Genomic DNA, 14,857 nt, shown 5'->3' with positions numbered 1-14,857 from the left:
TACGACCAAATTGTCATTCTTCTTATCTTGCAAATTAGCAGCAGCTAATCTGCAGGACTTAGCACCTTTTCAATGAGTTTCCCCATTGATGGTTGCTGAGGCGTCGCAGGGCCATTCCCTCAACCTCTCTTGATAAGAAATCAATATTTAGATTATTTATAAAATTTACTACAACTTTGGAGCGATGTCAATTTGATTTTTAGAAAAAAACAAATAAAACTAAAAAGGATCAGAAAAATTGACATTTAATGTTCTTTACAAAGAATATATTGTTCACTATAATGACATTAGAGAAAGGAGTGAAATTTATTAAAGGAGGTTCTCTATGTTAGGTACAAAAATTCAAAAATTAAGGCAAGAAAGAAACCTTACGTTATCTCAGCTGGCTGAGAAAACAGATATCTCCAAGTCCTACTTAAGCCACATTGAAAGAAATATTCAAACAAACCCATCCATTGAAGTGCTAGTGAAAATTGCCGCAGCATTAGAGGTTAATATTCAGACCCTTCTCAGTCCAAATAACTCAACGTTGGAAACAAGAAATCCCCAAAAAAATCCTTTAATAGATTGGAGTGTTTTTATTAACACTGCCCTGGAGTCTGGATTAATTAATGAAGCAGATTTGAGGGAAATAAAACTGGCAATACAAAATAGCAAACCAAAGACCTGATTAAAAATACCTATAATAGAGGTAATATTATTGACTTGTTCGTTATAATGAACTATAATCACTCATATAAAGAAATTAATACATTGTTGTTAGGAGATTAGTATGAAAAGAAGGGGCAATATTATTTATCTTTCAGCGATTATTTTTGTCGTAGCAGGCATCCTTTTTTTTAATAACAATGTTGCCGAGAATCTTGGATTGAAAAAGGAAGACCAATTTGTCACCATGACCGCAAATAGTCAAAACGAATATGTGAATGTGGAGGACTTCGGAGCCAATGGCGACGATGCAAAGGACGATTCTACTTCCATTCAAGAAGCGATCCATTTCAGTCATGATTCGAAAATTGGAACTGTAAAGTTACTTGGAAATAAGAGGTATATTCTGAATAAAGGAATCGTTTTAAAGGAGGGCATTGAACTAGAATTTGGCCAAAATACAACGTTACAAATCGAAGGGAACTTTAAAGTTATTGAAGTAGAGAAAAATGCATCCCTGTTAAATGGAATTCTTGAAATTGTCAATGCTGAATTTGATTCAGACGTCATTTATTTAGACGGAAATCAAAAATTTTGGTCCTGGGACAAAACCCGAATCAACAATGTAACGATCTTAAACACCAGCGGTTCACATAAGGGGACAGCTCTTCATCTATATGCTGGGGGTTCAGGTAATTTTATTAGTTTTGTCAATTTTACTGACATAAATATTGCAGGCTTTCAAACCGGCGTTAAATTGGAGGCTGAGGAGCCAAAAGTTAAAAATAAATATAACTTTGTAAATGGAAACCGATTCACTAATCTAACCTTAGATGATTGTATAAACGGTATTGCCATGATTGGCTCTATTAGTATTCCAAATGAAAGTTCCGGTAATGAGTTCAGCGGACTGCAAATTCAAGTATCGAAGGTAACAAAAAGTGTAGTAAAAGTCAGCGGCTCCGATAATAGATTTGAGGGTGTAATATGGGATGTCCATATAGTGAATAAACCAATCATAGAGTTTTCAAAAGAGTCTCAAAGGAACAGATTACTTTCGAATATGGGCTCAAAATTTATTAAAGATAAAGGGCGGCAAAATTATTATACATCACCGGAGGAAGAAGCAAAGAATTTTAACTAGAAGGATGTAGGAGGTCATCATGGACGAAAGAGTAGATTTAAAAAAATTTCTACATATTATTAGAAAGCGAATAGTGACCATTATTCTTACGGTTCTATGTGTATCTCTTTTAACTGTTGGTTTATCGATGTTTGTATTAAAACCAACGTATGAAGCAACTGAAAATATTTTAATTGGCAAGCTTACAAAGATTGATGGTGAATACAGTGATTCACAGGAACTTAGTATGCTGCTTGCTTCAACCATTGATTTTATAAAAAGTCCAATCGTGCTAAATTCCGTCCAAAAAGAGCTCAATATAAATGATGAAGAGTTAGAAAAGAAGATTGTCGTACAAAATAATCGGAATTCACAAATTGTCAATGTGGTCGTAAGGGATCACGATATGGAAGGTGCTAAAACACTTGCCCATACGATTGCCAACACAACGGTTAGTAAAATGAATGATCTGTTTGAGGTTAAAAATATCAAGCTATTAAGTGATGCAAATGGAGATCCCTCCGTTAAAATGGTTGGGAGTTTGACATTAAATGTTGCGATTGGTGCGGTGATTGGGGTTTTTCTTGGCATCGGCCTGGCAATGCTTCGCGAATATTGGGACGATTCTATTAAAGACATTTATGAGATTGAAGGCATGATTGGTTTACCTATTTTAGGAGAAATAAATTTAAAAAGTACAAAAAGAAAAAATAAATATAAAAATTATAGGCAACCTAAGCAGGCAACAGCCTTGAAAGAAAAAAGCGGGGGGGAAATAAGTGTCTAAGAAACGGGATGAGACGAAAAAAATAATCCAAAGGCTTCAACTTAATGAAACGTCAATAAGTTCAGAACAAATTCGAATGATTCGAACGAATTTAGAACCGCTTGTTCATCAACAAACGGCATTATTATTGGTAACCTCCCCCAGCGATGACGGCGAAAAATCAATTATTACATCAAAATTAGCCCTTTCTATTGTTGAACAAGGGAAAAAGGTACTTTTAGTGGATGGCAATATTCGAAAGCCTTCACTAAACCATTGGTTTAAGCTGCCAAATGAGGCCGGATTAACGAATGTAATTGATAATGTAAATGAGGCCTTCCTCAATATTCAAGAGACATTTGTTCCCGGCCTATTTGTCTTGCCGACTGGTCCAATGCCAGTAAATCCGGCAGATGTCTGGATGACAGGTAAAATAAATGAGCTGGTCAGATATTGTGAAGCAAATTTTGATGTGATCATTTTTGAGGGGCCTCCATTTTTGACAGTTTCTGATTCTCATATTCTAGCGAATCAATGTGATGGGGTTATTTTAGTAATCAAAGAGAATAAAACGAAGAAAAAGGACGTAATTAAGACAAAAGAATATTTGGAAAGAAAGAATAATCAAATTTTAGGTGTCATTTATCAAACAGGCTAAAAAAGCAGGGGATTGGCTAAAGGTAACCAGGTGTCATCAAAAGGTGGGGAATTCATGGAGAAAGTAACGAAAAATTCAATAGCTAAGAATATCATCCATCTTTTTTACAGTACAGCACTTTCAAGTATTTTAAATGCTGCAGCCTTAATCGTTTTAGCCAGTTACCTGCAATCCTATTATTATGGGATGTTTAGTGTCGTCTTAGCCATCGCGATGATCATGGGGTATTTTACAGATGCAGGACTAAGTGACATTGTGTTAAGAGAGGGTTCAAAGAAGGATGTGAATCCATCCATCCTTATTTCTTCCTATGTAAAAATGAGACTGGGCTTACTGGTTGTTACCTTTATATGTGGATTTTGCTTTATTCATATTTCACATTCGGGAAATCGAGAACTTATTCAAACGGCGTACTTTCTTGTTATCCCGATGGTAACAGGAGTGGCTCTGCAAAGTATTGGAACGACCTATTTTCAGTTAATAGAAAAAATGCAGTACTTTGGACTAATCCGAATTATTTCCTCTGGCTGCTTAGTTCTCACTCTTACAATTGGAATGCTTTTTCGTTTTAATCCAGTTATTATTTGCGCTCTTTATGGCCTCTCCTATTTGGCTGCCGGTGTTATTGGAGTGTACCTTGTCAGTAAAAATATTCGTATCAGCTTGAATAGTCCGTTCCATAGAGGCTTGTTACAAAATCTGGGTTCATTTACTTTAGGGGGATTGCTTTTTGTACTGCTGCCACAATTAGGGCCGCTAGTACTGGAAAAGACAATCACCCTTAAAGAAGTTGGGTTATTTGCAGTAGCCTATCGAATCCCGCAAGCGCTGCAGCAAATTCCCTTTATCGTTGCAGGTGCCTATTACCCAGTGTTGTTTCGATCCTTTAATAATAATCTTTTAGACGATCATTTAAAATATAATATCTCGTTAATCAAAATCATTGCCTTAGTCGGGATGGCGATGACCATTCCTTTATACCATCTGTCCCATTTCGTAATCGATCTGTTATTTGGTGTGAAGTGGCTCGAAGCTGTATTTCCATTGAAAATTTTATCCTTCATGCTTACGTTACAGGCGATTAATATTGCCTTAGCGGATGGTTTAACGACAAGGGCTTTACAAACGTATCGGACTGCTGTTCAATCGTTTGCCGTCATCTGTGGGGTCTTTCTTTATCTGTTTTTTAGTCGATCATATGGTGTAACGGGAGCGGCTATGGCAGGAGTAGTAATTGAAGGAATTTCCCTTTTGGGATTTTGGTTGTGCATACCCAATCGCTGGATCATTGCAAAAAAGGCAATCATTCCTTATCTTTCCTTTTTTATTATGTGTATCAGCACCACCGGATTTTTTCTAGATTCATTGCCGGTAGTAGCCGTTATCCTCAATTTTGCTTTATTATCCTTCATGCTACTTATAGATAAAGAAACCATGGAAAAAGTAAATGGGTACATGAAAATGATCGGAATGAAACAAAGATGGAAGTCGAAGAAATCACAGGGGGTTTAAAATGGACCACAAAATAACTCCAAATTTGCATAGAAGTCAATTCACCATCTTCTTTCTTTTTTTATTAGTGACTCTGGCAAATTACTACATTTATGTGGGATTTGCCATAAAACCATATATGATTTTTTTGATTTTGTTTTTGACGATTCATATCGGTTCCTTTTACTTTCACAAGCTTCAGCTGTTTGAAGTAGCGATGCTGTTATTTTATTTGATGTACAGCTTCACAGGAGTGTTTGCTTTATATCCGGCCTCCAGCATTAGAATCATCTGCGGAATAATCTTATATATTTTTTGTTATTTTGTGATGAAATCAGTTATAGGCACCTCTAGTAATTCGATGATTGAAAGAGCGATTTCAGATGTTGGGATTATTTTTAATATTGCTAGTTTAGCAATGTATTTTATCGGCTTAAAAACCCTTGGTTTTGTATTCGAGGGTGATCGGGTTTATCAATTTGGTGTGATGCTGGATCGAGATTACCCTCGATTAATCGGGCTTTTACAGGATCCCAACTTCTTTGTTTATTATAATACACTCTTTTTCTCTTATTATCTTTGCCATGCAAAATCGCTGAAAAATAAGCTCGGTTTAATCCTATGTATTATTGCCAATATATTATCATTTTCAAGAGGCGGACTTTTAGTCATGGCGTTTATCCTGCTGATTTATATTTTGCTTAATAACCCTCTTAAACAGTTAAAATTACTGGCCGGTCTTGCCGGTTCACTTTTTGTGGCAGTGTATATTGCGATTGTCTATATGAAGTTCGATATTTTCGACATCTTAGGATCTAGAATTGAGGATTTTTCTCAGGATGGCGGCAGTGGAAGGTTAGAATTATGGGGAAGAGCCTGGGACTATTTTACGACGCATATGTTTTTTGGCATTGGGGCTTTTAATTTTGCTGACTATAACTTCTTTCAATATGGCGATAACCTGGAGGTACATAATACCTTTTTAGATATTTTATCGGAGTCTGGTTTGGTGGGAATATCCTGCTTTTGTTTATTTATCCTATTAGTATTTATCCAATTAATAAAAAGCAGTGTACGTAAAAATAACCCATACCTGCTATTAACCTTTCTTGGAATGATTCTGCAAATGGGGTTCCTTTCGATCATCATTAATGACATGTTTTTTATGTATCTAGCCATCTTAACAACGTATTTGAATAACGAAAAATATGCACGCCAGACTGAAACGCAAAAAGCAGGTTCGTTCCATTCCATATTCTCCTATAAACAAAAATTGAAACTAAATGTCAATCGTAAAGGAAGTGATGCTGCTCATGAATATTCTAGTCATAACAGATAAGCTGATATTCGGTGGAGCTGAAATGTATTTTTGCAAATTAGAGAATCAATTGCAACATCCAGACATTTCCTTTCACTATGCCGCCGGACCCGGAGAGTTATACGGGAAAATCAAGCATAAAAACAACTTTAGTGAGATGAGTAGAACAAAGCACCTGCAGAATATTAAAAAGCTTAGAAAGTTAATTATTGATAAGCAAATAGATGTAATCCATGCGAATAGTTTGCGAATGGTCCTATACTGTATTTTTGTACAAAAAATAACGAAAATGAAGTTCAGGATAGTCTACACAAAGCATAATGTGACCGTTCTTGAAGAGAAAAATCCAGCTGTATTTGCCTATTTGCTAAATAAGCATGTGGAAAAAATCATCACGGTCAGTGACTTTGAGAAGGAAAATCTTATCAAAGCAGGAATAACGGCTGGCAAAATAACGACAGTTTATAACGGTGTTGATATGAAGCAGTTTGCCTTTCATCAAAAGGTAAAAGGGGAATGTTTCAAGATCGGGATCTTGGCAAGGTTATCAGAAGAAAAAAATCATGAGCTGTTCATAAAGATTGCTGGAAAGCTGCGTGACATCCCAAACCTATTGTTTTATATTGCAGGGGATGGACCGGAGCAGGAAAAAATCAAGAGGATGATTGATTCACAAAATTTACATCACAAGATTAAGATGGTTGGCGTTGTTCATCATCCGGAGGAATTTATTAAAGAAATGGACGTCATATTACTTACATCCTATCGAGAGGTTTTCCCAATGGTCATCTTAGAGGCTATGGCAGTGGGAACGCCAATTATCTCCATTAATAGAGGGGGGATTGGGGAAGCAATTATTGGGAATAAGACTGGTTTCCTCATCAATGAGCATTCAGTAGAAGACTTTTGTGATAAAATTCTTGATTTAAAAGTAAACGATGAGATTAGGAAACAATTTATTGAGAACGCCAGAAGAAAAGTGGAAGCAGATTTTTCTTTGGAGCAAATGGTAAATAATACGTTAAATGAGTATCTGACTTGCAGTTAATGGTGTCCCATTACATATGAATAAACTGAATGACATCCTATTTGCTAAGTTGAATACCTTGGGAGTGGTAAGGTGATGGAGAAAAAAGGACTACGTTTCGGGATTATTTGTGACAATATAGCCGTTGAAGGATGGCAAGCAAATAGCATAAAAAAAATGCTGGAGTTGGAGAATGTGGAGGCTGGCTTATTGATCCTGCTTGAGCACAAGCACAGTAAGCAGCATACTGTGAAAGTCTTACTAAAATCTTTGATGACTAAAAAATCTGCTAGTTTACCAACGATGATGAATGGCATCCCTATCCTGGAATGTGAAGTCAGTAAAACAGAAACTGGAGAATATCAATTTTCGAAGAATAATATGGAGAAAATTGCTGGTTTCAAATTAGATTTCCTATTTAATATTAGTTCAAGCCATATCGGCGGAGGAATGGCTCATTTGTCCCGATATGGTTTATGGGCGTTTCAACACAGCTCAGAGCTAAATCGATATTTTTGGGAGATCTATAATGAAGAGCCTGTTACGTTTGCCGGATTAGTTCAGCTCACAGGGGTCAATAAGCCTATTTTGTTAAAGGAAGGATACTTTTCTACCATTAAGGATTCTTATAAAAAAAATCGGGAGCATATTACCTCGACCATCTCAAGTTGGCCAGCCTTGGTGTGCCGGGATATTTTGAATAATAATGCCGAGTATTTGAACCATGCTGCCATTGCTTCTGCATATCCAATTCCTGAAAAACCTACCATGAAGCAAATGGGGAAATTTATTGTCCAGCTGTCTAAGAATAAATATAAAAAGCTGGCTGCAAAATTATTTTCCTATGAATATTGGAACATTGGCATTGTCCCGAAACCGATTCATGAATTTTTAACCGATTCAGATACGAATATACAATGGTTAGTACAAGAGAAAGATTTATATTATGCTGATCCATTCGCTTATCGGGATGAGGGCGGATTACAGATCTTAATGGAAGAATTAGATCATCGAGTGGTCAAGGGGTATATAAGTGCTGCAAGCGTCAGGGATGATACCATCACATTTGATCAGGCACTAATGAAATTCCCATGTCATATGTCTTATCCGTTTATTATAGAACATAACAATCAAGTATACTGCCTTCCTGAAACCTCAGAAGCGAAGGAGGCTACCATTTATCGATTAAATAAAGCCAGTAAAGAATGGGAGAAGGTAAAAACATTAATAGAAGATTTTCATGCTGTTGATTCAACCATCATCAAATATGGTGATTATTGGTGGCTGTTCTGCACGAAATCATTTTCAACTATCCAAAGTCATAATAATGAACTGCATATTTACTATGCAGCTGATTTGCTGGGAGATTGGCAACCGCATGTTCTAAATCCAGTGAAAATGGACATACGGTCTTCTCGGCCGGCAGGGACACCATTTATTCAGGAAGGGGTGCTTTACCGCCCGGCACAAGATTGTTCAAAAACGTATGGAGGAAGAATTGTTTTAAATAAAATTAAAACTTTATCTACTTCGCAATTTGAAGAGGAGCCCGTTTCCTTCATTGAACCTAAAAATGACAGTTTGTATCCAGACGGGGTTCATACGATTTCAAATGCAGGGGGGATTACAATCCTGGACGGTAAGCGTTTTGATTATAGTTTGCTCCATTTCTTCAGGAAGCTTTACAAGTTTAGACCAGTTCAATATGAACAGGTCAAATTGGGAAAGATGGGGAAAAACAAGTCAAAAAAGAGGGTTCAACAGGATTTTTTTTAATCAGATTGTACTTTAAAAAGAATGAATTATTCGTTAAAAAGGAATTATTCTGTCTTTAAACTCTCTCCCTGCTCAAACCTTCTACGTGTTTTAGAAAGGAGAATTGAAAATGAATGATAGATATCGAGGGAGTTGTGTGAAGCTTATTCAAGCAGTTGCCGATATCACTTTAGTCTTTGCAGGTTTTATTATTGCCTATTTGGTTTCCTATCAACTTTCCATCCCAATTGCCGGAACCCTGATCTCTTCCAATTGGTTAATTTTACTTTCGGCATCCAGTTATTTTGTTTTCTATCTATATGACCTCTACGGAGATTGGCAGCGAAAAAATATTCAGCATGTAGTTTATTCCGTTGTATTATCGATGGTGTTTTTTTCAATCTTTATTTCGGCCATTTCCCTATTGACACCCTATCTATCCTTCCAGCAAAGTTTTATCTTTATTGCATTTCTCATTCAGACGATACTATTACTCGCAGCACGTGCAAGTGTTTGGTACCTTTACAAGAAATTTTTCGGTAAAAGGAAGGTCATTATTATCGGGGAAGATTCGAATGCAGGAATCCATTTGGCAGACAAAATTATCAATCATCATAAAGGATGGTTTGAAATATCAGGATTTATTACTGCGGCTAATATGGCGATTATTTATGAAAATATCAAAAAGTGTGATCTTCTTCTCCTTAGCCCGAACCTGAGTGGGGAGGATAAAGAAGAAATTCTGAGCTTATGTATGAAACATGGCAAAGAGGCAATGGTGGTACCGCAGCAATTCGAGCTTTCTGTCATAGCAGCCGATATCCAGCAAATTGATGATATGTTAGTCGTTTCGATCAAACCGCCGAATATAAGCATAAGCCAACGGTTTCTTAAGCGCGGGTTTGATGTGTTGATTTCATTCCTCCTATTAGTAATCGCCAGTCCGCTATTATTGGCGTTATTTCTGTTCATTCCGCTGACGTCAAAAGGACCGGCTCTTTATAAACAAGAGCGGATCGGGCAAAAGGGGAATCCATATATGATTTATAAGTTTAGAAGTATGATTCAAGATGCAGAAGAGAGAACAGGTCCCGTACTTGCAACAGATAGAGATCCCCGAATTACGGCAATTGGAAGATTCATTCGAGCTGTTCGTTTAGATGAGCTTCCACAATTATTAAATGTTCTTAAAGGGGATATGAGCATTGTTGGTCCAAGGCCGGAACGAGAATATTTCATTAATCAATTTAAACAAAAGTTGCCTGAATACCATTACCGGTTAACAGTTAAGCCGGGAATAACAGGCTTAGCACAAGTGTTGGCCAACTATACCACACCTGTTGAAGATAAGTTAAGGTTTGACCTCTTATATGTTCATAATTATTCCTTTTGGCTGGATGTAAAAATCTTATTTCAAACTATTCGTGTGGTCCTTCAGCCTGAACAGGCACAGGGGCTGAAGGAAGAAAACAATCTTCCAAACCAGCGATTACTAAAGAGTCTAAAGAAGAAAAAGGTTATGAACCATTAAGAAATGGGGGAGCAAAATGAACTATTCGGCAGAATCGAAGGTTTCAATTATCACTCCAACCTATAACGCTGCACGATTTATTACTGAAACCATCCATTCCGTTAAAGCCCAAACGTATACAAACTGGGAAATGATTATTGTCGATGATTGTTCGACAGATAACACAGTTGATCTGGTAAAGAAAGAAAGGGAGCTTGATTCTCGAATTAAATTAATTGAGCTCGCAGCAAATGGCGGCCCGGCAAAGGCAAGGAATAAAGCCATCACTGCTTCGTCAGGAAACTATCTTGCTTTTTTAGATAGCGATGACCTTTGGAGTCCCCATAAATTAGAAAGACAACTGAATTTCATGAAAAAAAATAATCTTGCCTTTTCGTTTACGAATTACAGGATTATGGATGAAAGTGGAGAAAGGACGAATACGCTCATTCAGGTGCCCGCAAAAATTAAATATAAATGCCTATTAAAAAACACCCTGATTGGCACACTAACCGTCATTTTAGATAAAAGGAAAGTCGGAAACATACAAATGCCTTTATATCGGGACTGTTCGGAGGATTATGGCCTCTGGCTTTCAATCCTTTCAAATGGAATTGATGCATATGGTCTGAATGAGGAGTTAGCCCTCTACAGAAAACGAGAACATTCACTATCAAGTAATAAACTGAAATCTGCTCAGAAAACCTGGAATACGTATAGGAAGGTTGAAAAAATTAATATACCTTCCGCCCTATGGTATTTTGCAAATTATTCACTTCGTGCATTAAAGAAACATGCCAAAACGTAAAATGTTTAACGATGGATTTCTTGAAATGAGGGGATAACATTGGAGACTAAAAGAAGAAAGCTGTCATTTGTACAGATTTCAAGAGCGATAGCGATTATATTTGTTCTCTTAGGCCATGTCAATATTTTGTTTCATACCAAGTTTAACTATGATTGGTTTGATATGGGGCAATGGGAAAGAACAGGAGGGGTCGATTTCTTTTTTATTGTAACAGGTTTTATGATTTTTTATCTCTATCATAAACAAGCCGGAAGACCGGGAAAGGCAAAGGAATTTCTTCTAAAGCGTGTGATTAGAATTTATCCGCTATATTGGATGTTTACATTATTATCGATTGCTGTTTCGTTATTATTACCATCTGCGGGGGGCAGCTACCCGGCCGAACTAATCTTTAAGTCAATCCTGATCCTGCCTCCCGAACCGATTCTGGATTCTGCCTGGTCGCTTAGTCATGTCGTCTTTTTCTATCTTTTGTTTGCAGCTTATATTTTCCGGCCGAAAATCCTTAAACCTCTCATTGCTATATGGATTCTGGCTACGATGTTAATAGGCTTAAAGTTTGTTCCTTTTCCGGAGCATTCCTTTATTTTTAGCTTTAGCAATTTGGAAATCATTTGCGGATGTGTAGTGGCTTATCTGACGCTTAACTTTAATTTTAAATATTCAACCTTGTTCGTAACAGCAGGGCTGCTTGGATATTTAGCGGTTTGGTTAAATAATATATATCAAATTTTTCATATACATGTGCCGTTATTCTTTTGTATATTTTCCATGCTTCTTATGCTGGGGATTGCCGAAAAAGACAAGAAGGAAAGGCAAACACCAAAGGCACTGTCATTCTTGGGGGATGCTTCTTACTCCATTTACATTGCTCATGGGCCATTTTTACATCTTTATATTTTACTAATGGTTAAATTTCATGTAATAGGTGCTTTAGGGTACTTTTTAACAATGTCAGCTGTCATTATATTAACCGTCCTTTCCTGCTGTCTCGTATATCAGCTTATTGAAAAGCCAATGTTGAAATATTTACGAAAAGTAGTCTTCACAAAGGTAAATCGTTCGATAGACATGCCATTAATAATGGGTAAATAGAATGATCAAGGGAGCACCCTTATCCTTGATATATATTTTTTTATTGATTTTGTTCGTTATTAAGGACGAATAGTGTTTCTAAATTGACCGAAATGAGGAGGTAACAATGAAAAGATTTTGTGATATTTTTGTGAGTTTACTCCTCCTATGTCTCTTTAGCCCGATCATACTTGGGGCTGCCGTCGTTGTAAGGGTGAAATTAGGCTCTCCCATTCTCTTTAAACAAAAACGAGTGGGGTATCATGAAAAGATTTTTACTGTCTATAAGTTCAGAACAATGACAAATGAAAAGGATTTAGCAGGTAATGACTTGCCGGATTCTGTGCGGTTAACAAAGACGGGGCTTATCATTAGACGCTTAAGTTTGGATGAATTACCGCAGTTGCTTAACGTCGTAAAAGGTGATATGAGTTTGGTCGGTCCTCGGCCGCTATTAGTCCGATATTTGCCTTACTATTCTGATCAAGAAAGGAAAAGGCATACAGTTCGTCCGGGAATTACCGGATACGCACAAGTAGAGGGCAGGAATCAACTGGATTGGAACACAAGATTGGCATTAGATGTTTTTTATGTCGATCATCAATCATTATTCTTCGACTTGAAAATTATTATTAAAACTATCAGTAAAACGCTAAAACGCGAAGGGATTGCTGATGTTCCTGCTGATCAGATGTTAGATTTTGATGTTGAACGAAGGATGAAGGCTTAGTCCTTAAGGGGTGAAATGGGATAAATGAAAATACAGATTGAACCTTTGCGAAATAGAGATGCACCTCTCATCCCCGAGCTAATCAAATCGGGAATGAATCGTAAGATATTTCCGCTTACGATATTTAGTTCAAAAGGCTATGAAGCATATCTAAACAAGTGGCTTACCATTGCGGAGAAACACCGAAAGGTCAAGTTTTATGGGGCATTTACCGGTGAGAGGCTGGCGGGCTACACAGAATGGCGCGTGTTGGAGGAAGCTCTTTTTTTAAATAATATTTATGTCTTTCCGGAATATCAGGGTCTAAGGATCGGCAGGACCCTGCTGGTTGAGCATGGGAAACAATTACTAGATCAATTTGGAAGGACCAAGATTTCCCTTGATGTATTTGCTGATAACATGGCGGCAATAAATTGGTATAAAAAAATTGGCTTTGTGAAAATAGGGTCTTCCAATTGGTATGTCCGGGAGCAAACAGCTGTAACAGATTGGAAAGGTCCCTCAGGAGGATGTTGGATTGAGAACTATCCTAATGCGGAATCGGAGCAAACGGCATATGGGTTTTCACAGCTTATGTGTTCAACCCGTAATGGTACTTACCAGATTGGGAGAATCACCGATCAATACTACCGGATAACCAATCCTTCTGCCCTCTATGATACTGATTTGCTTCAATATCTTAATGGGCTTGACCCTGGACGCCGGCTGCTTATCGTCACAAATAAGGAAGTGCCACAGCCGCACGTATTATTGTGTGAAAGTAACAGAATGACAGCAAGGTTTAATTGAGATTCACTTTATTAGAGAAATTCTTTGGGGGGACGTTAGTGGTTTATACATTATTTGATTTAAGTGAAAGAGAAATCTGGCATCATTTTCTCGAAAAGACAGCCAGTAAGGATATTTATTTTACACCTGAATACTTAGAAATTTACGAGAGGAATGGGGAAGGGAAAGCGCAGCTGTTTTTGTACCAAGATGGAGAGGATTTTATTTATTATCCATTTCTAGTAAGAAATCTGCAGGACATTCCGATAACGGATGAAGTCCGAAAAAAATATGGAGAATTGTATGATATTACAACTCCTTACGGTTACGGGGGACCAATAACCAATACAACAGATGGTGTGAAGAAAAAACAATTATTTCGCCAATTTGAGGATTCATTTCGTTCTTATTGCGATCAACACAAAATCATCTCGGAGTTTGTCCGATTCCATCCATTCATTCGGAATGATTTAGATTATCAAGATATCGACTCACTACTGAACCGCCATACGATTTACATTGATTTAGCTTTGGATTTAGAAGAAATATGGGCGAATTACGATAATAAAAATCGAAATCGACTACGGAAGGCAGAGGCCAACGAATACTTTACAATGGTTCATCGCCCTGCGAATGAATTTGAAACCTTTATGAATTTATATTACAAGACAATGGATAAGAAACATGCGTATGAATATTACTATTTTCAAAGGGAATTTTTTGAAAATCAAGTGGAACTGTTGAGTGGTCAGTTGGAATTAATTGAAGTCATAATGGACAATAAAGTGATTATGTCCTGCTTCTTTATGCATCATGGGGAGTTTATTCATTATCATTTATTGGGTTCTGATGAAGATTATCTTAAGTATTCCCCAAACAATTCGCTGATCCATTATGCTGTTGGCTGGGCAAAAGCCAAGGGGTTAAAAGTTTTACATCTTGGCGGGGGCTATTCAGGGGATCATGATACCTTGTATCGATTTAAAAAGCGGTTTAATAAATATGGGGATTTACCCTTCTATATTGGAAAAAGAATTCGTAATGGGCTTATTTATCAAGAGCTAATTAAAAGCCTTCCAGTTGCCAATAATTATTTTCCTTTGTACCGGCATCCGGACCTGATCGCAGAAAATCATTTAAGCAAACAGTAGCCACATGTTCATTGTCAAACAGAAAAAATC

At 37.1% G+C, this 14,857-nt stretch carries 14 protein-coding genes and 1 riboswitch; all 14 genes read left to right on the top strand.

Annotated elements, in window-relative coordinates:
- Nucleotides 1-19: 19 nt before the first annotated feature.
- A riboswitch (SAM riboswitch) is annotated at nt 20-139 on the bottom strand.
- A 186-nt stretch (nt 140-325) separates the two neighbouring features.
- The 14 genes from FAY30_RS19475 to FAY30_RS19410 all read left to right on the top strand — a co-directional run bounded on the left by FAY30_RS19475 (nt 326) and on the right by FAY30_RS19410 (nt 14,827).
- Nucleotides 326-670: a helix-turn-helix domain-containing protein gene (locus tag FAY30_RS19475; RefSeq protein ID WP_149871415.1), complete on the top strand. Its 345-nt coding sequence runs from the start codon at nt 326-328 to the stop codon at nt 668-670.
- A gap of 102 nt (nt 671-772) precedes the next feature.
- Nucleotides 773-1,792, top strand: coding sequence for a glycosyl hydrolase family 28-related protein (locus tag FAY30_RS19470; protein WP_149871414.1), 1,020 nt, complete (start codon nt 773-775; stop codon nt 1,790-1,792).
- A gap of 19 nt (nt 1,793-1,811) precedes the next feature.
- Nucleotides 1,812-2,558 carry a YveK family protein gene (locus FAY30_RS19465; RefSeq protein WP_149871413.1) on the top strand — a complete coding sequence of 249 codons (747 nt, stop codon included), beginning with the start codon at nt 1,812-1,814 and terminating at the stop codon, nt 2,556-2,558.
- The gene (locus FAY30_RS19460) at nt 2,551-3,195 is read left to right on the top strand and encodes a CpsD/CapB family tyrosine-protein kinase (RefSeq protein WP_149871412.1); all 645 of its coding nucleotides are present in this window, start codon (nt 2,551-2,553) and stop codon (nt 3,193-3,195) included. Before FAY30_RS19465 ends, FAY30_RS19460 begins: the two co-directional genes overlap by 8 nt.
- A 54-nt stretch (nt 3,196-3,249) precedes the next feature.
- Entirely contained in the window at nt 3,250-4,707 is a 1,458-nt protein-coding gene (locus tag FAY30_RS19455) for an oligosaccharide flippase family protein (protein ID WP_149871411.1), read from the top strand.
- 1 nt (nt 4,708) lies between these two features.
- Nucleotides 4,709-6,025 (top strand): O-antigen ligase family protein, encoded by a 1,317-nt coding sequence (locus FAY30_RS19450; RefSeq protein ID WP_149871410.1) that lies wholly within the window; start codon nt 4,709-4,711, stop codon nt 6,023-6,025.
- A complete protein-coding gene (locus FAY30_RS19445) occupies nt 6,000-7,052 on the top strand; it encodes a glycosyltransferase family 4 protein (protein ID WP_149872783.1) in 1,053 nt (350 codons plus the stop codon). The genes FAY30_RS19450 and FAY30_RS19445 overlap by 26 nt, the downstream gene beginning before the upstream one ends.
- A gap of 75 nt (nt 7,053-7,127) precedes the next feature.
- Nucleotides 7,128-8,807: a glucosamine inositolphosphorylceramide transferase family protein gene (locus FAY30_RS19440; RefSeq protein ID WP_149871409.1), complete on the top strand. Its 1,680-nt coding sequence runs from the start codon at nt 7,128-7,130 to the stop codon at nt 8,805-8,807.
- Between the two features lie 109 nt (nt 8,808-8,916).
- Nucleotides 8,917-10,317, top strand: coding sequence for a sugar transferase (locus FAY30_RS19435; RefSeq protein WP_149871408.1), 1,401 nt, complete (start codon nt 8,917-8,919; stop codon nt 10,315-10,317).
- Between the two features lie 16 nt (nt 10,318-10,333).
- On the top strand, nt 10,334-11,104 hold the full coding sequence (locus FAY30_RS19430; RefSeq protein WP_149871407.1) for a glycosyltransferase family 2 protein: 771 nt from the start codon (nt 10,334-10,336) through the stop codon (nt 11,102-11,104).
- A gap of 39 nt (nt 11,105-11,143) precedes the next feature.
- Nucleotides 11,144-12,199, top strand: coding sequence for an acyltransferase family protein (locus FAY30_RS19425; RefSeq protein WP_190284693.1), 1,056 nt, complete (start codon nt 11,144-11,146; stop codon nt 12,197-12,199).
- A gap of 106 nt (nt 12,200-12,305) precedes the next feature.
- On the top strand, nt 12,306-12,908 hold the full coding sequence (locus tag FAY30_RS19420; RefSeq protein ID WP_149871405.1) for a sugar transferase: 603 nt from the start codon (nt 12,306-12,308) through the stop codon (nt 12,906-12,908).
- A 24-nt stretch (nt 12,909-12,932) separates the two neighbouring features.
- Nucleotides 12,933-13,697: a GNAT family N-acetyltransferase gene (locus FAY30_RS19415; protein ID WP_149871404.1), complete on the top strand. Its 765-nt coding sequence runs from the start codon at nt 12,933-12,935 to the stop codon at nt 13,695-13,697.
- Between the two features lie 38 nt (nt 13,698-13,735).
- Entirely contained in the window at nt 13,736-14,827 is a 1,092-nt protein-coding gene (locus FAY30_RS19410) for a GNAT family N-acetyltransferase (RefSeq protein ID WP_190284692.1), read from the top strand.
- Nucleotides 14,828-14,857: the final 30 nt, after the last annotated feature.

Origin of the sequence: Bacillus sp. S3, from assembly GCF_005154805.1 — a bacterium.
Classification (GTDB): Bacteria; Bacillota; Bacilli; order Bacillales; family Cytobacillaceae; genus Neobacillus.
This window is presented reverse-complemented; position numbering and strand designations above follow the sequence as displayed.

Coding starts and splice junctions, on each gene's coding strand:
- FAY30_RS19475 (WP_149871415.1), top strand. CDS start 326: ATGTTAGGTACAAAAATTCAAAAATTAAGGCAAGAAAGAAACCTTACG.
- FAY30_RS19470 (WP_149871414.1), top strand. CDS start 773: ATGAAAAGAAGGGGCAATATTATTTATCTTTCAGCGATTATTTTTGTC.
- FAY30_RS19465 (WP_149871413.1), top strand. CDS start 1,812: ATGGACGAAAGAGTAGATTTAAAAAAATTTCTACATATTATTAGAAAG.
- FAY30_RS19455 (WP_149871411.1), top strand. CDS start 3,250: ATGGAGAAAGTAACGAAAAATTCAATAGCTAAGAATATCATCCATCTT.
- FAY30_RS19450 (WP_149871410.1), top strand. CDS start 4,709: ATGGACCACAAAATAACTCCAAATTTGCATAGAAGTCAATTCACCATC.
- FAY30_RS19445 (WP_149872783.1), top strand. CDS start 6,000: ATGAATATTCTAGTCATAACAGATAAGCTGATATTCGGTGGAGCTGAA.
- FAY30_RS19440 (WP_149871409.1), top strand. CDS start 7,128: ATGGAGAAAAAAGGACTACGTTTCGGGATTATTTGTGACAATATAGCC.
- FAY30_RS19435 (WP_149871408.1), top strand. CDS start 8,917: ATGAATGATAGATATCGAGGGAGTTGTGTGAAGCTTATTCAAGCAGTT.
- FAY30_RS19430 (WP_149871407.1), top strand. CDS start 10,334: ATGAACTATTCGGCAGAATCGAAGGTTTCAATTATCACTCCAACCTAT.
- FAY30_RS19420 (WP_149871405.1), top strand. CDS start 12,306: ATGAAAAGATTTTGTGATATTTTTGTGAGTTTACTCCTCCTATGTCTC.
- FAY30_RS19415 (WP_149871404.1), top strand. CDS start 12,933: ATGAAAATACAGATTGAACCTTTGCGAAATAGAGATGCACCTCTCATC.